Here is a 17,079-nt window from a genome sequence, read left to right as displayed (position 1 = left end):
CAATGCTTGTTTGGCCTGCTTTTATTCAGTACGAACATGATGACGAATTGATCTTTATTGCCGATGAAGCGCACTGGAATAATGACCCAGATCTGCATTTTTATGGTTATTCCGATCAGGATCGTTTGGTTGATTCAGCGGGGGCAATTTATACCCTTAAACCGAGTCAGGATAAAAAATTCATTGAGTGTATTGCCACTGGGCAGTCACTTTCTCTGCACGAGTTTGAAGGGCTGGTAAAAGCCCATTTAGTGGCACTGAATCAATGCTGTGTGGAAAAAATTCAGTTAGGCTCGTTTGCACAGGGTATGCTATTTGTGCAGGAGGTGACGGATTTTAATATCTGAATGACCCAGCGACTACAGTACATTAAGCTTTCTTCTTATTTCTTGCATAAAATCATCCCGATCTGTTTGAATCTGTTCGATAAACTTTTTTGGTGCCAGAGTCTGTTTATCGTATTTGGCAGACCAAACGATCATCTCTAACAGCATTGGCAGTAAATCAAGTCCTTTTTCCGTTAATCTGTAGATTTTCTTCGATCTATTTTTGGCATCTACTTTTTTTGTAATCAGACCATCGACCTCTAATTTTTCTAACCTATTGGCCAGAATATTGGTTGATATTTTTTCTGTAGAATTTAAAAAATCCCCGTAGTACTGTTTTTCCATAAACAGCAGGTCACGAATGATAAGCAAGCTCCAGCGGTCACCGAAAATGTAATTTGTCATAGGGTGGGTCAGATAACCGCTGAAAATTTGGCGATTTGATTCCTTAAGAAAAATAAATTCACTCTGCTTTCCAGCGAAACAGCTTGGTGCTGGTGAGCAGAAAAACCAAACTCATGATGCTCAATGCCAGCAATGAATAACGAATGTCACTCAGATCAGCCCCTTCCAACATAATCGCCCGTGCGCCGTCGATTAAATGCGTCAGCGGGAAAAAATTTGCCAATATCTGAATGGCTTCTGGGCTGCCCTCTAGGGAAAACCAGACCCCAGAGAGCATCATCATCGGCCAACTGATGACGTTCAGCAGACCGCCTGCCAGCTCCTCGCTGGAGGTGCGTGAGGCCAGCGTTAAGGCGAGACTGATCATGCAAAAAATGCCCAAGGCGGTGAGCAGAAGCAGGTGCCAATAATTGCCGTGCATACTGAAATCGAGAAAATAATTGGTACCCATATAAACCAGTACGGTGACGCTGAGCAGCAGCAGCAGACGCGACAAAACTTGGGCAATTAAAAACTCAATGGCCGTAACTGGGGTGGCATTAAGGCGTTTCAGATAACCATTTTTACGATAACGTACCACAATAAAACCGACTCCAAACAGGCAACTGAACATAATGTTCATGCTTAATATGCCAGGCAGTAACCAATCCACATAACGCATGGGCTGCCCCTGCGTTACTTGTTTGAGTGCCTTTGGATCACGGGCTAATAGCAATTTTTCTACGATGTAACCGTTGGCCGATTCTGAATTGACCCAGTAATGGATCTGTTTATCGTGTATTTCTAACAGCAGATCAATTTGATGGGTGGCGACTTTTTTCAGTGCGGCTGTTCGATCTTCGAGGATAAAAAATTGAATGTGTTCGGTGCTTAAAAAGGGGTGTTGTTGAGGGTTAATCTGCTCTGTGGCGGTGGTGAGCTGAGCCACTTTGAATAGGCTCTTGTCATCACCAGAAAAAACAAACGCAAGGCCTAAGACCAGTAGGGCGGGGAAGAGCAAATTCCAGCTCAAGGAGGCGCGGTCACGGATAAATTCTAAGTTACGGGCGTGAAACAGGGCAGCAATGCGGCGCATCATTGGCGTAGCTCCTTACCGGTCAGAGCCAAAAAGAGGTCTTCCAGTGTGTGTTTTCGGATTTGTAGATGTTGCAGTGGAATCTTGTGTTCCAGTAAGGTTTGCAGCGTTTGGTTGATGTTGCTGGAGCGAATTTCAATGTTGTCACCGAGGTTTTGGTGTTGTAGAGGAAAATCGTTTTGAACCTTAAAGTCCTCACTTGGTAGAGTGATAATGGACTCTTGGAAATGGCTTTTCAGCAGTTCGTCTGGGGAGCCGCTGGCGATGATTTTGCCGTGATCCATAATTAAAATTTGGTCACAGAGCTGGTAGGCCTCTTCCATGTAGTGGGTGGTGAGCAAGACGGTTTTGCCGCGTTGTTTGATGCCGTCGATCATGCTCCAAAAATTGCGCCGTGCTTGCGGGTCGAGGCCGGTGGTCGGTTCGTCAAGAAACAGCACTTCGGGATCGTTGATCATGGCTATGGCCAACAGCAGACGTTGGCGTTGGCCGCCGGAGAGTTGACTGGCATCTTGGTTGAGGAATTCGTGCAGTGAACAGAGCTCGACAACCTCTGAAAGGGGCAGGCTCTGTGGGTAGAGGTTTTGGAACAGAGTTAAATGTTCTTTGGCAGTGAGGAACTCTTGCAAGGCAGTGGCTTGAAATTGAATCCCCGCTTGATTATGAAAGGTTTTCCCCAGCGGCTTACCTTTGTAGAGTATCTCACCGCTGCTGGGCGGAGTGATGCCTTCCAGCATTTCAATGGTGGTGGTTTTGCCCGCACCGTTGGGGCCAAGCAGCCCGAGGCAGTGACCACGGTGCAGTTCAAAATGGATGCCCTGCACGGCGTAAACGCGCGGGTATTTTTTCTTCAAGTTGTTCACTTGGATAATGGGGTCGGCTCTCATGGGCGTAGCATACTGGATTTTTTGGCGCTTTTTCGGCTACTGTTAATTCATGGCCCTCTCTTCTTTCCGATTGCGTTGGGTGATCTCTCATCCCTTTAAGTTTCTCTGGCGAGTGTTAGTAGGTTTTCGTGCCAATCAAGGCATGTTGCTTTCGGGAGCGGTGGCTTATTACTCGCTGTTATCCATTTTCCTCTGTTGATTTTGATCCTGCTGGCACTCTCTATACCTTAGGGCAGCATCTGAATTTGGTGGTGGCGGGTGAATCGCAGGCGTTGCTGGAACAGTTGGCCGTGGTGTTGTCGCAGCGTGAGAAGATTGGTTGGCTGTTGATCGTGGTGCTGCTGTTTTTCAGTTCAATGGCCTTTACGGTGTTGGAAAACGCCATGTCGGTGATTTTCTTTCATCGGGTGGTGATCAAGCGACGGCATTTTATGGTCTCGGCGAAAAAATCAGAAGACGATAATTTGAGTGCCGATGTTCATGATCAGATGAGCGCCTAACGCAATGGTGATGATACCGACGATGGCTTGCAGGCTATTATGCAACCAAGTCAGGCCTTGAGCAGATCGGCGTAGCGGGATGGCGATGATCACCGACAGCACGGCCATGCCGAGCATGGAACCTAAGCCAAACAAGGCCATGTACGTTAAGCCAAGCAGAGGAGACTGAATTGTTTCCAGCGTTAATAATATAAGTGCGGCAGAACCTGCCATGCCGTGGATCAGGCCAATAAACAAGGCTCGAACAGGAAATCCTTCAGGATGTTGATGTTGATGCGTCGCAGGACTGTGGTTACGTTGACCGGCGTGTGAGTGAGCATGGAAATGCTGTACGCCGCAGGTGTGTTTATGGCTATGGAAATGGATTCGGTCACGAATCAGTTTGCGCATCACATCTAAACCTAAAATCACCAATAAACAGCCTACGGCAAATTCGAGTTTTAGGGCGAACGTTTCAGGGACGACCGAGTCCATCAGGATGACGACGGAGCCAAACAAGAACAGCGTGGCGGTGTGACCCAGCCCCCAGGCTGCGCCTTGCCTTAGGGCTCCTCGCAGCGAATTCGTGCGTGTTGCAAGGGTAGCAATGGCGGCGATGTGATCAGCCTCCAGCGCATGGCGCATGCCGATCAGAAATCCCATGAATAACAGACTGATAATCAAGTTGCTTCTGTCTTATTTGAACTTTGGTGTAAGAGAGCTTTCGAGCAGACATGCGCTGAGGGCGTAATCAAAGCGGAAGGGGAATACAAAATAGGCAGAGTGTGTAAAATAATGCTGAAAGTGACTTGTGTTGATCTGGCAGGATTCTATAAATATGGTGCCGAGAAGAGGACTTGAACCTCCACGAGCCAAAGCTCACTAGCACCTGAAGCTAGCGCGTCTACCAATTCCGCCACCTCGGCAAAAGTGCGGTTACTTCAGTGTTGCCACTCGAAGTGGCGCGCAATTTACCCATCTCCTCCTGATATGTCAATGTTTTTGTGCAAAATAGTGTTTAATGGCAGATTAAGCAGAGAAATATTATGCCCTGCTGCAAATTTCGGCCATAATGTCTCCTGCCATGAATCGTGGTGTATCGGTTATTGAAGTTATCTGGAATGAGTATTAATAAAAACACCCCTCGCGACCCCCAAGCTGAGCGTGAAGCGCGCCATTACGACAATCCCATTGCCAGCCGAGAGCTGTTGCTGGAACTTTTAGAGAAGCACGGTGCTCCGCTGACCTACGATGGTTTTATTGAAATCTTAAAGCTGACCGGTGATGAGCCACTGGAAGCGCTGCGGCGCAGGCTGATTGCCATGGTGCGTGACGGTCAGCTGGTGAAGAACCGCCGTGGTGGCCATATGTTGGTTAACGATGAAGATATGGTGCGAGGACGAGTGATTGCTCATCCCGACAGTTTCGGTTTTCTGGTACCCGATGAAGGTGGCGATGACCTTTTTTTAGGGCCGAAAGAGATGCGTTCTTTGTTGCACGGTGATCGTGCCGTGGTGCGTGTGTCCGGTTTTGATCGCCGAGGTCGCCGTGAAGGGGTCTTGGTGGAGGTGCTGGAGCGCGCCAATAAACAAGTGGTGGGGCGTTTTTATTGTGAAGATGGTTTGTCGTTGGTGATTGCCGACAACAAACGCATTCATCAAGAAGTCTTTATTCCCAGCGATCAACGGGGTGAAGCTCAGCACGGCCAGATTGTCATGGCCACCATTGTGCAGCAGCCTAACCGCCGTCATCAGCCCATCGGCCACATTACCGAAGTGCTGGGTGACCACATGATGCCGGGGATGGAGATTGAGGTGGCGCTCAACGCCCACAATATTCCGGTTAAATGGCCCGATGCGGTGGAGGCCGACATTGTCGGCCTTTCGCCAGAGGTGTTGGAGGCGGATAAGGTCGGTCGTGAAGATCTGCGCAACATGCCCTTGGTGACCATTGACGGTGCCGATTCACAAGATTTTGATGATGCGGTCTTCTGTGAACAACAAGGCGAAAACTGGCGGTTGCTGGTGGCGATTGCCGATGTGTCACATTATGTCAAAATCGGTGAACCACTGGATGACGAAGCGCAGCTGCGTGCCACCTCGGTCTATTTCCCTGGACGGGTGGTGCCGATGCTGCCGGAAGTGCTCTCCAATGGTCTCTGTTCATTGAACCCGCATGTGGATCGTCTCTGCATGGTGGCTGAGATGATCATTGATCCCAGCGGCAAGATGATCCGCAGCCGCTTTTTTGAAGGTTTGATGTGCTCTCATGCGCGTCTGACCTACACCGATGTGGCGGCGATGCTGGTGGATAAAGATCAGACCTTGCGCCAACAAAACCAAGTTTTGATTCCCCACTTAGAGCGTCTTTACGACCTTTATCACGCGCTGTTGAAACGTCGCCAGAAGCGGGGCGCGATTGATTTTGACAGTCGTGAAACGGTGATTCGTTTTGATGCCAATAAAAAGATCGAAGCGATTGTGCCGGTGGGGCGCAACGACGCTCACCGCTTGATCGAAGAGTGTATGATTTTGGCCAATGTGGCCGCCGCTGAGTACCTGCAAAATAAAAAGGTGCCGGGTCTGTTTCGTGTTCACGGTGGACCGAAAAAAGCCAAGTTGGAAGATCTGCACACCTTCTTAAAAGAGCACGGTTTGAGCCTCAAAGGCGGTGACAGCCCCTCAGCGGAAGATTACGCCGAAGTGCTGCGCGCAGTAGCCGAGCGCCCCGATGCGCGTCTGTTCCAGACGGTTTTATTGCGTTCCTTAAGTCAAGCGGTTTACAGTCCAGATGGTTCTCAAGGGCATTTTGGTCTTTCACTGGACAGCTACGCTCATTTCACTTCACCGATTCGTCGTTACCCTGATCTGCTGGTGCATCGTGCCATTCGCCACATCATTCACGGCGGTGATCAGCGCACAGTTGCCTCGTTGCCGAAAAAGGCCTTGCTGGCACTGCGTGGCAAACGGGTGCGAGCGTACGATTACAGCGCCGATCAGATGGTGCGTTTGGGTGAGCAGTGTTCTATGGCGGAGCGCCGTGCCGATGACGCGACCCGTGATGCCACCGATTGGCTTAAGTGTGAATACATGCTGGATCGAGTGGGTGAAGAATTCCCTGGCATTATCACCACGGTGACCTCATTTGGCTTGTTTGTGGAGTTGAATGACGTTTACGTTGAGGGTTTGGTACACGTCACCTCGCTGAGCAAAGATTATTATAAATTTGATCCCAAGGGTCACCGTATGATCGGTGAGCGTTCGGGCAAAATTTATCGCATCGGTGATGCGATTAAGGTCAAAGTGGCGCGAGTCAGTTTGGATGATCGAAAAATTGATTTTGAGCCGCTGGCCGATGACACTGTCGAAGCCAAACCTAAATCTGAGTTTGAGCGTCCGGCGCGTCGTCCTCGTCGTCGCAAACGTCCGGCGCGTAAACCCTCTGGTGCCAGTTAATGGCCAAAAGCAGTAGGCCGTTGATTTACGGTCTGCATGCCGTGGAAGCGGCGCTGCGTAACGACCCTAAAAACGTCGTGCAGCTCTCGGTGGATGAGGCGCGCAGTGATCAACGTCTGCAAAAGATACGGGCATTGGCCGACTCTCTTCAGGTTGCTGTGGTCTCGTGTTCAAAACGAGAATTGGATCGTTTTGGCAATCCAAATCATCAAGGGGTAGTTGCGGAATACCGCAGCGTACAGATGCGCGGTGAGGGGGAGTTGTTTGAGCTGATTCAGGCGCTCGAAGAAGATGCCTTGGTCTTGGTTTTAGACGGCATTCAAGACCCGCATAATTTGGGTGCGTGTCTGCGCAGTGCCGATGCGGTGGGCGCACATGCGGTGGTGGTGCCCAAAGACCGTGCGGTGGGCATTACTCCTGTGGTGCGCAAAGTGGCCGCCGGTGCGGTGGAGAGTGTGCCTTTTTTCCAAGTGACCAATATTTCCCGTACCCTGAAAACCTTGCAGGATTTGGATTTGTGGGTGGTGGGGCTGGCGGGTGAGGCTGAACAGAACTTATACGACGTTCAGTTAAAAGGCGCGCTGGCTTTGGTGATGGGTTCAGAAAGCAGTGGTATGCGCCGATTGACGCGTGACGGTTGCGATCAACTGGTCAAAATTCCAATGCAGGGGCAGGTGGAGAGTTTGAACGTCTCCGTCGCCACAGGAATCACCCTGTTTGAGGTGAAACGGCAACAAAATGCGGGTTCATTGGGGTGATGCAGAACGGTGTTTGGCTGTCAGCTGCATAACCAAAAAGGTTGGTGTCGTAAGTGGTTACCGATTTTTCTCGGTGCGGTTACGGTGTTGGCGTTATTAACTCTGTTGCGCCTGTGGGATCTAAAACAGGGCGACTTGGCTCAGCAAGCGGCGCAAATAACATTGCACAGAGATTTGAGTGCGAGCCGCATTCACCTTGAGCAAGCAATCAATAAACGCATTTTTTTGGTCTACAGTCTGGCCGCTTGGGTGCGTACCAGTCCTGTTTTAAACCAAGTCTATTTTGAACGTTACGCCAAAGTGCTGCTGAAAGAGGTGCCTGGTGTTCGCAGTTTACAGTTGGCACCCCGTTCGGTGGTGACCTTTATCCATCCCTTAAAAGGCAATGAAGCTGCTGTCGGCCATAATTTGTTGGCTGATCCAAAACGTGCGCAGGTGGTGCGTAAAACCATAAGCGAAAAAAAGCTGCTGATTTCAGGCCCGGTGGAACTGCGTCAAACCGGTCGCGCCATTATTGCTCGTTATCCGCTGTTTTTCCCTGCTGTGGTAGGCAATCTTAGTGCAGACGGTTATTGGGGGTTGGCGGTAATTTTGATCGATCTCGACCGGTTATTGAATGACGTCGTGTTGGAGTCGCAACAGGCGGGTATAGAGATCGCTTTGCGCGGAGTGGATGGTAAAGGCGCACAGGGTGCGCTTTTTTGGGGTCAAGCTGAGTTGTTTGCGCCGAAGAGTGAGTCATTGTTGCTGGCGGTGAATTTTCCCAATGGTCAGTGGCAGCTGGCAGGCCGCCCGTTGGCGGGCTGGGGTGGGCAGTGGCAAGGACGTGCTCTGTTTTGGTCTTTGGGTCTGCTGGTGGTGTTATTGGCCGGTTATTTGAGCCATTTTTTATTGGCCAGTCGTAATACGACGCATACGTTATTGGTCACAGACTCCATGACAGGGTTGTTTAATCGCCGTTATTTTCACTCTCGTGCGGAACAATGCATTGTCGCTGCGCAACGCAGTTCACAACCGTTTTCGATGTTGCTTTTGGATCTGGATCATTTTAAGCAGGTGAACGACCGTTACGGTCATGAGTCGGGTGATCGTGTTTTGATCGCAGTTTGTCAGTTGTTGCTGAAGCTGATTCGTGACACGGATTTTGCCGCTCGCATTGGTGGTGAAGAGTTCTGTATTGTCTTTCCCAAAACCAGTGTTGATGAAGCGTGGTTAACTTCTGAGCGCATTCGTCGTGCGATTGAAGCGGAAAAAATTAGCCTCTCTGATGGGGAGGTGATCTCTGTCACCATCAGTGCGGGAGTGGCTGACTTGATTCCCAATGATGCCGATGATGATTTGAGTCAGTTGATGGCGCGTGCGGACAAGGCTTTGTATGAAGCAAAAAATTCGGGGCGCAACCGGATTAAGACGGCTTCTTAAACGTGCAGCAAAAAATCATCGGTTATCACCAAGATGAATTGGGCGATTGGGTCGCAGAGTTGGCCTGTCATCACGGTCAGCACGTTCGCCATAAACCGCCGTTTGTGAACCGTCCTTGGGTTGTAACCGTCGCTGGTCGGAAAAAGAGGTTAAATCGTGTTTTAAACTGCGTTCGTTGTGATCGTGGTGAAGCTGCCAATGAGCAGATCAAAGCAAAATATTGTCAAAAAACGGAACAAGGATAACGTTGTATGCAGATCGGCTCACGTGAAATAATTACGCCTTTTCGTCCTATTCCTCTGGATGTGCCGGAGGGAATGAAACCCAATGAATTTTTTAACAGCACCGAAAACCTAAACGATCTGGTCAATAATAACGGCCTGTTGCTCAACCCTGAAAATCTGCTGCTGTATCGCAAAGCCTTGGGTCACAGCAACGCCTTTGATGCCTCGATCATCTACAACACCTCGCAGAGTATTTTGAACCCCTTGGGGCGGCCTGTGCGTCGAACTCAGATTGACGTTGGAGTGAAGTCGGTCTGGAACCGCATGAATCAGATCATGATCGAATATATGATCGAGCAGTACCCTGACCCCACTGAGGCGCTGGTGTTGGCGGGCGAGGCGAGCTTGGATGCCACTTGGCCGCTGACTTCTCCAGGGGTGCCGAGCATTCGCATGTTGCACAATCATTTTATTGTCTTTCCCATGCAAGGCTTGCGTGAGGCCAAGCTGGCGGATGCGGATAACCCTAATTTGACTGATGGCGGTCAGCACAGCCTGTTTCAGGCCTACATGCGAGCGGTTTATCGGGACTTTTTTGATCAGGCCTTGCATCTGGAGATTTTAAAACCGCTGCACGGCGATGAGTCAAACCTCTCTTTGACGGGCTACCCACAAGGTTTGCCTTGTTGGGAAGTTCAAGGTGGGGTGGATGCACTGAAGGACGTGCGTTTTTGGGCAGAATATGATCTGGTGTTAAAGGGCTTTATCGATTTCTATCGGGCTTTTTTCTCGCAGGTGTCGACTCGCAATGCGGCCATGCCTCGGGATATCTATTTCCCTAAAGAAGTCGAAAGCATTTTGTTGTTTAACAACGACTTTATGAAAGCGGCGAAAAAAGTGCGGGATCACTGTGTTAGAGACGCCAAATACGCCAACTCCATTCGTTGGCAACCGGCCTTCAAGCAGCTCATTTATCGCAACGATGAGGGCAAATTGATTGTCACCATCAGTCAGAACTCCGTTGGCAACGCCATTACTGAACTGCTTGGTGTGGTCGTCAAGCGTGTGCCTGATGCCGATGCCTATGAGCAAGCGGAACCGGCACTGCTGGAGAAGCTGTTGGACGTACGCAGTCGTTTGATCGAAGCGGATTTGGGTGAGGGCATCGCCACCAAATACTGGGATGCCAGTTGATTCCCACTGGACGGCTGCGCTAGTATCGCCGCCACATAAACCGTGGCCTTTCGTATGGGTCACTACACAACAAAAAAGGATTAAAGAGATGCCTAACATTACTTTGCCGGACAACAGCGTACGCGAGTTCGATCAGCCGGTGACGGTGTTTGATGTTGCAGCGGATATTGGCTCAGGATTGGCCAAAGCAACCTTGGCGGGTGTGGTTGATGGGGTGCTGGTGGACAGCTCCCACGTGATGAGTGCCGATGCACGGTTGAGCATTGTCACCGATAAAAGCGATGAGGCGTTGGAGGTGATTCGTCACTCCAGCGCGCATCTGTTGGCGCAGGCGGTGAAGTCTTTGTTCCCTTCCGCGCAGGTGACCATCGGACCGGTGATTGAAAACGGTTTTTATTACGACTTTGCTTTTGAGCGTCCGTTTACCACCGATGATTTGAGTGCGATTGAGAAGAAGATGAAGGAGTTGGTCAAGGCCAACAGCAAAATCGAACGCTCTTTGAAACCTCGCGATGAAGCGGTGGAGTTCTTCAAAGGCTTAGGTGAAGAGTACAAGGCGAAAATCATCGCTGATATTCCCAGTGAGCAAGAGATCTCTTTGTACCAACAGGGTGACTTTATTGACCTCTGTCGCGGCCCTCATGTGCCTTCTACGGGCTTTTTGAAAGCCTTTAAGTTAACCAAAGTGGCGGGGGCCTATTGGCGTGGTGACTCTAAGAACGAGATGTTGCAGCGCATTTACGGCACCGCTTGGACGAATAAAAAAGAGTTGAAAGGTTATTTGCACCGTTTGCAAGAGGCTGAAAAACGCGATCACCGTAAACTGGGCAAACAGTTGGATCTGTTTCATTTCCAAGAAGAAGCGCCAGGTATGGTTTTTTGGCATGAGAAGGGTTGGCAGCTTTATCGCAATGTGGAGACCCACATGCGCGAGACCTTAGAGGATTTTGGTTATCAAGAGGTACACACGCCGCAGGTGCTGGATCGCAGCTTGTGGGAAAAATCCGGTCACTGGGATAAGTTCGGTGACATGATTTTCAGCACTCATGTGGAGAATCGGGATTACGCCATCAAGCCGATGAACTGCCCGTGTCACATTCAGATCTTCAACCAAGGTCTGAAAAGCTACCGTGATCTGCCGCTGCGCATCGCCGAGTTTGGGGTGGTGCATCGCAATGAGCCTTCTGGTACCTTGCACGGTTTGATGCGCGCCCGTCGTTTTACCCAAGACGATGCCCATGTCTTTTGCACCGAAGGGCAGTTGCAAGCGGAAGTGGCGGATCTGATTGATCTCACCTATCTGACCTACAAAAGTTTTGGTTTTGATGAGATTGAAGTGGCGCTCTCAACTCGGCCTGAAAAGCGTGTGGGTGCCGATGAACTTTGGGATCGGGCGGAAGAGGCGTTGCAGATTGCACTGGATGACAAAGGTATCAAATGGAAGCTGCAACCAGGTGAAGGGGCTTTTTATGGCCCTAAGATTGAGTTTGTTCTCAAAGACTGCATCGGTCGTGCTTGGCAATGTGGTACTATTCAGGTCGATTTTTCCATGCCAGGCCGTTTAGGCGCGCAATACGTTGCCGAAGACGGTTCAAAACAGGTTCCGGTGATGATTCATCGGGCTATTTTGGGGTCTTTAGAGCGTTTTATTGGTATTTTGATTGAACATCATGCCGGTAAATTGCCGACGTGGTTGTCGCCGATTCAGTTGGTGGTGATGAACATTACCGACAATCAGGCCGATTACGTTAAAAAAGTGGAAAAAAAGCTGAGAAAATGTGGATTTAAGGTCAATGTGGACTTGAGAAACGAGAAAATCGGCTTTAAAATCCGTGAGCATACCTTGCAACGTGTTCCCTATCTTTTGGTGGTGGGGGATCGTGAGGTAGAAACACATACCGTCGCCGTGCGTGCGCGAGACGGTCAGGAGCTGGGCAGCTTGACTGTTGAAGCGCTGACCGAACGTCTGAAGGACGAAATCGCAAACCACGGTCTTGCCATTTTGGAGGATTGAAATATCGCTGCTGAAAAAAAGCATCGTAGAAACCGTGATATCACCACGCCTGAAGTGCGTTTGATTGACGCTGAAGGTGAACAAGTTGGTGTGGTTTCTATAGAGAAAGCACTTGCCGCTGCAACGGCTGTTACATTGGATCTGGTTGAGATTGTGCCCAACTCGAAGCCGCCTGTTTGTCGAATTATGGACTACGGTAAGTTTCGTTTTGAGCAACGCAAGAAACACAACCAGTCGAAGCAGAAGCAGAAGCAGATCCAGCTCAAAGAGATCAAGTTTCGCCCTGGGACTGAGGAGGGAGATTATCAGGTCAAACTGCGTAATTTGACTCGCTTCTTGGAAAATGGCGATAAAGCCAAAATCACCCTGCGTTTCCGTGGTCGTGAGATGGCGCATCGTGACTTGGGCGCTAAGCTGCTTGCTCGTGTTGCCCAAGATTTGGATGAGTTGGCGGTGATTGAACAACACGTTAAAATGGAAGGCCGTCAGATGGTGATGGTGATGGCAGCTCGAAAGAGGTAGTCAGCAAAACGTACCGAACCTTGAAAACGTCGTCCCTGCTCAACTGCGGTTGGCTGGGGCGATTTTTGTGTGGGTAACATCGTTCGAGCTTCAGTAGACTCCGACTGAGCCGGACAGAAACTTTATATATAGTAACGGGAGTTATACTATGCCAAAGATGAAAACCAACCGTGGTGCTGCGAAACGCTTCAAACGCACCGCCAGCGGCGGCTTTAAACGGGGTCAATCCCATCGCCGTCATATTCTCACCAAGAAGAGCACCAAGCGGAAACGTCATTTGCGTGCGCCTTCACAAGTTGCTCATTGCGATACCGCTATGGTTCGTCGCATGTTGCCTTTTGCGTAAGTTGGGAGAATAGAAAATGCCTAGAGTAAAACGTGGTGTAACGGCTCACGCCCGCCATAAAAAGATTCTGAAGAAAGCCAAAGGGTATCGTGGTGCGCGCAGTCGTGTTTTGCGCGTTGCCAAACAAGCGGTCACCAAAGCCGGTCAATACGCGTATCGTGATCGTCGTCAGAAAAAACGTCAGTTCCGTGCGTTGTGGATTGTGCGTATCAACGCCGCCGCTCGCATCAACGGCCTTTCTTACAGCCGCTTTATGAATGGCCTGAAAAAAGCCAGCATCGAAGTGGATCGTAAGGTCTTGGCTGATTTGGCCGTGCGTGACGCCGTTGCGTTTGCCGCCATTGCTGAAAAAGCGAAAGCAAGCCTGAACGATTAAAGCGTCGCTTATTGCCGATGTTTTATCGCTTCGTCTGGGGGAAAGGTGGAAACCTTTCCCCTTTTTGTTGAGATTTTGGCAAAGTAGCTTGGCCTTGTTATTCAAATAAGGCTGTTTTGTCAAAATCTCGTTTTTAGTTAGGATTATCACTGTGTCTCTTCAACTGTCGGAATTGATGGCGGACGCGCAACAACAGATTGCGCAGGTCGGTACGCTCAAAGATCTGGATCAAATTCGTGTCGATTTTTTTGGGTAAAAAAGGCTTGGTAACGGAGCAGCTCAAAGCCTTGGGCAAACTGCCAGCGGCAGATCGCCGTGAGGCCGGTCAATCGATTAATGCGGCTAAACGTGAACTGGCGCATCTACTGGAGCAGCGCAAGCAGATTCTGGAGCAAGAGGCGCTTAGCGCCCGTTTGGCCGCTGAAGCGGTAGATGTGAGTTTGCCAGGTCGTGGTCTTAACAGCGGTGGTCTGCATCCTGTGACGCGCACCATTCGCCGTATCCACAGTCTTTTTTCTCAACTCGGTTTTGAGGTGGCAGAGGGGCCCGGAGGTGGAGGACGACTACCACAACTTTGAGGCACTCAATATTCCGGCGCATCACCCGGCGCGTGCCATGCACGACACCTTCTATTTTGACGACGGTCGTCTGTTGCGCACCCACACCTCACCGGTGCAGGTGCGGGTGATGGAGAACCAAGAGCCGCCGCTGCGCATCATCGCCCCAGGTCGAGTCTATCGTTGTGACTCCGATGTGACTCACACGCCGATGTTTCATCAGGTCGAGGGTTTGATGGTGGATAAGAACGTCTCCTTCACCGATTTAATGGGGCATTTAGAGACCTTTTTACACCTCTACTTCGAGCGTGATGATCTGAAAATTCGTTTCCGCCCTTCTTATTTTCCGTTTACCGAGCCTTCCGCTGAGGCGGACATCGAGTGCGTGATCTGCTCTGGTGAGGGCTGTCGTGTCTGTAGCCACACCGGTTGGCTGGAGGTGCTGGGCTGCGGCATGATTCACCCTGAGGTGTTTAAGTCGGTTGGCATTGATAACGAAGTCTATACCGGTTATGCCTTCGGCATGGGGGTGGAGCGTTTGGCGATGTTGCGTTATGGCGTTAACGATTTACGCCTCTTTTTCGAGAACGATTTGCGCTTTTTGCAGCAGTTTAAATAGTCGCCACGGCTCCCGAATAATCAACGATTTAGTGTGAAAAAACAGTCATGAAATTAAGCGAAAGCTGGTTGAGAGAATGGGTAAATCCCGATATTGAGAGCGCTGAATTGGCAGCGCAGCTGACCATGTTGGGTCTGGAAGTGGAGGGCATTACGCCCGCTGCGGCAGAGTTCAGCGGTGTGGTGGTGGGGGAAGTGATCTCGTTGGAAAAACACCCTGATGCGGACAAGTTGCGCATTTGTCAGGTGGCGGTGGGGGAAGACGCGCTGTTGCAGATTGTCTGCGGTGCAGCCAATGTGCATCTGGGGATGAAAGCGCCTTGTGCCAAAGTGGGCGCACGTCTGTCAGGTTTTAAGATCAAAAAAGCCAAGCTGCGCGGTGTGCCGTCCATGGGGATGCTCTGCTCAGAGAAAGAGTTGGGTTTGGCTGAAAGTGCCGATGGTTTGCTGGCGCTGCCCAGCGATGCGCCTTTGGGCGAAGACATCCGCACCTATTTGCAGCTTGAAGATACGATCATTGAGGTGGATCTGACCCCCAATCGTGGCGATTGCCTTAGTGTTCGTGGCGTGGCGCGGGATCTCTGCGCTCGCAATCGTTTGACTCTAAAAGAGATTGAAATTCCAGCGGTGATGGCTGAGATTGAGGATGTGCTGCCGGTTTCACTGCAAGCCTCTGATCGCTGCCCGCACTACGTTGGCCGCGTGATTCGTAACATTGATGTGCAGGCACAAACGCCGCTCTGGATGGTGGAGCGTCTGCGCCGTTCCGACATTCGGGCCATTTCGCCCGTTGTCGATGTGACCAACTACGTCATGTTGGAGCTGGGTCAACCGATGCACGGCTTTGATCTCAGCACCGTCAGTGGCGGCATTGTGGTACGTCTGGCTGAAAACGGTGAAAAATTGACCTTACTGGATGGCAACGAGGTGACGCTGAAGGGCGACAGTCTGGTGATTGCGGATGAGACCAAGCCGCTGGCGCTGGCGGGCATTATGGGCGGTTTGGCCTCTGGTGTGACCGCCCGCAGCGAAGATATTTTCTTGGAGAGCGCGTTTTTTGTGCCGCATACATTGGCCGGTCAAGCGCGTCGTTACGGTTTGCACAGCGATTCTTCGCACCGTTTTGAGCGCGGTGTTGATCCTGAACTGCAACGTGCCGCAATGGAACGCGCCACGGCGCTGTTGCTGGAGATCGTCGGGGGGCAAGCGGGACCAGTCATCGAGGCGCTGGAGAGCGCGGCCATGCCGAAAAAGTCGGCGATTGTTTTGCGCGCAGAGCGCATCAAGCGGATTCTCGGTCTGGATCTGGCCGCTGTGGATGTGGAGGAGATGTTGACCTGTTTGGGTCTGCAACTGGAGCCAATAGAGGGCGGCTGGTCTATTCAGCCCCCCAGCTACCGTTTTGATATGAACATTGAAGCGGATCTGGTGGAGGAGTTGGCGCGCATTTACGGTTACGACCGCATTCCGCGCACCCAGCCCTCTTTGCGCCCGCAGATGAAAGTCAATCCCGAAGCGAGTGTGGGTCTGGAGCAGTTGCAGAACACCTTGGTGGATCGCGGTTATCAAGAGGTGGTCTGTTACACCTTTTGTGATCCTGAGCTACAGGCTTTGGTGGAGCCGGATAAAACGCCGTTGCCCTTGGCTAACCCGTTGTCGGCGGATTTGGCGGTGATGCGCACCACGCTGTTTACCGGTTTGTTGAAAACGTTGCAGTACAACCTGAACCGTCAGCAGTCGCGGGTGCGTCTGTTTGAGAGCGGCCTGAAATTTGTTCAAACCAAGGACGGTTTAGAGCAGACGCGCTGTTTGGCCGGTTTGATCAGCGGCCCGATTGTGACCGAGCAGTGGGGCGAGTCGGCTCGGCAGGTGGACTTTTTTGATCTCAAGGGTGATCTGGAGGTGTTGTTGGGGCGCTCGGCTGCACAGGTTGAATACCGAGTTGAAGAGCACCCCAGTTTGCATCCTGGGCAATCGGCACGGCTGTATAAAAACGGTCGGCCACTGGGCTGGATCGGTGCGCTGCACCCACGGCTTGAAAAGGCTTTGGGGTTGAGTCAAACGGCGCTGCTGTTTGAGTTGGAGCTGGATCTGTTGCTGGAAGGGGTGTTGCCAAAATTTGCACCGCTGTCGCGTTTTCCCTCCATTCGTCGAGATTTGGCGCTGGTGGTGGATGAGTCAGTTTCCATGGCACAGGTCTCGGCTTGTGTGCATGAGGTTGCGCCGAGTTACCTGATTGAGTTGCGTCTGTTTGATCTTTACCGTGGTAAGGGCATCGAAACAGGACGAAAAAGTCTCGCTTTAGGCTTGATTTTACAGGAATTATCGCGCACTCTTAAAGAAGATGACGTGGAAGAGGCTGTTGCGAAAATCTTGGCGCATCTGCAGGAGAATTTAGGCGCAACACTGAGGGAGTAATTC

The 17,079-nt window shown here is 50.9% G+C and carries 15 protein-coding genes, 1 tRNA gene and 2 pseudogenes; 13 read left to right on the top strand and 5 right to left on the bottom strand.

Features of this window, described 5'->3' with window-relative positions; translation table 11 throughout:
• Window positions 1-2 precede the first annotated feature (2 nt).
• Complete coding sequence (locus tag Q9O24_10215; protein MDQ7075500.1) at window positions 3-347, top strand: DUF4144 family protein; 345 nt, start codon at window positions 3-5, stop codon at window positions 345-347.
• A 12-nt stretch (window positions 348-359) separates the two neighbouring features.
• Here the strand turns inward: Q9O24_10215 and Q9O24_10210 are convergent, their stop codons facing one another.
• The 3 genes from Q9O24_10210 to Q9O24_10200 are packed head-to-tail and all read right to left on the bottom strand — an operon-like array spanning window position 360 to window position 2,693.
• On the bottom strand, window positions 360-731 hold the full coding sequence (locus Q9O24_10210; GenBank protein ID MDQ7075499.1) for a helix-turn-helix domain-containing protein: 372 nt from the start codon (window positions 729-731) through the stop codon (window positions 360-362).
• Between the two features lie 58 nt (window positions 732-789).
• Window positions 790-1,809 carry an ABC transporter permease gene (locus Q9O24_10205; GenBank protein ID MDQ7075498.1) on the bottom strand — a complete coding sequence of 340 codons (1,020 nt, stop codon included), beginning with the start codon at window positions 1,807-1,809 and terminating at the stop codon, window positions 790-792.
• The gene (locus Q9O24_10200; protein ID MDQ7075497.1) at window positions 1,806-2,693 is read right to left on the bottom strand and encodes an ABC transporter ATP-binding protein; all 888 of its coding nucleotides are present in this window, start codon (window positions 2,691-2,693) and stop codon (window positions 1,806-1,808) included. The genes Q9O24_10205 and Q9O24_10200 overlap by 4 nt, the downstream gene beginning before the upstream one ends.
• A gap of 49 nt (window positions 2,694-2,742) precedes the next feature.
• Between Q9O24_10200 and Q9O24_10195 the strand changes: the two are divergent.
• Window positions 2,743-3,136: pseudogene (locus Q9O24_10195) on the top strand (ribonuclease R).
• Window positions 3,137-3,142: 6 nt separating this feature from the next.
• Here the strand turns inward: Q9O24_10195 and Q9O24_10190 are convergent.
• The gene (locus tag Q9O24_10190) at window positions 3,143-3,853 is read right to left on the bottom strand and encodes an urease accessory protein (GenBank protein MDQ7075496.1); all 711 of its coding nucleotides are present in this window, start codon (window positions 3,851-3,853) and stop codon (window positions 3,143-3,145) included.
• Between the two features lie 158 nt (window positions 3,854-4,011).
• Window positions 4,012-4,098, bottom strand: a tRNA-Leu gene (locus tag Q9O24_10185).
• A gap of 195 nt (window positions 4,099-4,293) precedes the next feature.
• Between Q9O24_10185 and rnr the strand changes: the two genes are divergently transcribed.
• From rnr to pheT, 11 genes and pseudogenes are all read left to right on the top strand, one after another.
• Complete coding sequence (gene rnr / locus Q9O24_10180) at window positions 4,294-6,627, top strand: ribonuclease R (GenBank protein ID MDQ7075495.1); 2,334 nt, start codon at window positions 4,294-4,296, stop codon at window positions 6,625-6,627.
• Window positions 6,627-7,385 carry a 23S rRNA (guanosine(2251)-2'-O)-methyltransferase RlmB gene (gene rlmB / locus Q9O24_10175; protein ID MDQ7075494.1) on the top strand — a complete coding sequence of 253 codons (759 nt, stop codon included), beginning with the start codon at window positions 6,627-6,629 and terminating at the stop codon, window positions 7,383-7,385. Before rnr ends, rlmB begins: the two co-directional genes overlap by 1 nt.
• A gap of 9 nt (window positions 7,386-7,394) precedes the next feature.
• The gene (locus Q9O24_10170) at window positions 7,395-8,807 is read left to right on the top strand and encodes a diguanylate cyclase (GenBank protein ID MDQ7075493.1); all 1,413 of its coding nucleotides are present in this window, start codon (window positions 7,395-7,397) and stop codon (window positions 8,805-8,807) included.
• 2 nt (window positions 8,808-8,809) lie between these two features.
• Window positions 8,810-9,052, top strand: coding sequence for a DUF3565 domain-containing protein (locus tag Q9O24_10165; GenBank protein ID MDQ7075492.1), 243 nt, complete (start codon window positions 8,810-8,812; stop codon window positions 9,050-9,052).
• 6 nt (window positions 9,053-9,058) lie between these two features.
• Window positions 9,059-10,225 (top strand): hypothetical protein, encoded by a 1,167-nt coding sequence (locus Q9O24_10160; GenBank protein ID MDQ7075491.1) that lies wholly within the window; start codon window positions 9,059-9,061, stop codon window positions 10,223-10,225.
• Between the two features lie 88 nt (window positions 10,226-10,313).
• On the top strand, window positions 10,314-12,239 hold the full coding sequence (gene thrS / locus Q9O24_10155; GenBank protein MDQ7075490.1) for a threonine--tRNA ligase: 1,926 nt from the start codon (window positions 10,314-10,316) through the stop codon (window positions 12,237-12,239).
• A 3-nt stretch (window positions 12,240-12,242) separates the two neighbouring features.
• Entirely contained in the window at window positions 12,243-12,761 is a 519-nt protein-coding gene (gene infC / locus Q9O24_10150) for a translation initiation factor IF-3 (protein ID MDQ7075489.1), read from the top strand.
• Between the two features lie 148 nt (window positions 12,762-12,909).
• Entirely contained in the window at window positions 12,910-13,107 is a 198-nt protein-coding gene (gene rpmI, locus Q9O24_10145) for a 50S ribosomal protein L35 (GenBank protein MDQ7075488.1), read from the top strand.
• Window positions 13,108-13,123: 16 nt separating this feature from the next.
• Window positions 13,124-13,483, top strand: coding sequence for a 50S ribosomal protein L20 (gene rplT, locus Q9O24_10140; protein MDQ7075487.1), 360 nt, complete (start codon window positions 13,124-13,126; stop codon window positions 13,481-13,483).
• A 175-nt stretch (window positions 13,484-13,658) separates the two neighbouring features.
• Window positions 13,659-14,659: pseudogene (gene pheS / locus Q9O24_10135) on the top strand (phenylalanine--tRNA ligase subunit alpha).
• 47 nt (window positions 14,660-14,706) lie between these two features.
• A complete protein-coding gene (pheT, locus tag Q9O24_10130) occupies window positions 14,707-17,076 on the top strand; it encodes a phenylalanine--tRNA ligase subunit beta (protein MDQ7075486.1) in 2,370 nt (789 codons plus the stop codon).
• The last annotated feature ends 3 nt before the right edge of the window (window positions 17,077-17,079 follow it).

This window comes from Gammaproteobacteria bacterium, from assembly GCA_030949385.1.
Classification (GTDB): domain Bacteria; phylum Pseudomonadota; class Gammaproteobacteria; order JAUZRS01; family JAUZRS01; genus JAUZRS01.
The sequence above is the reverse complement of the archived record's forward strand: the minus strand, read 5'-3'. Positions and strand labels throughout refer to the sequence as shown.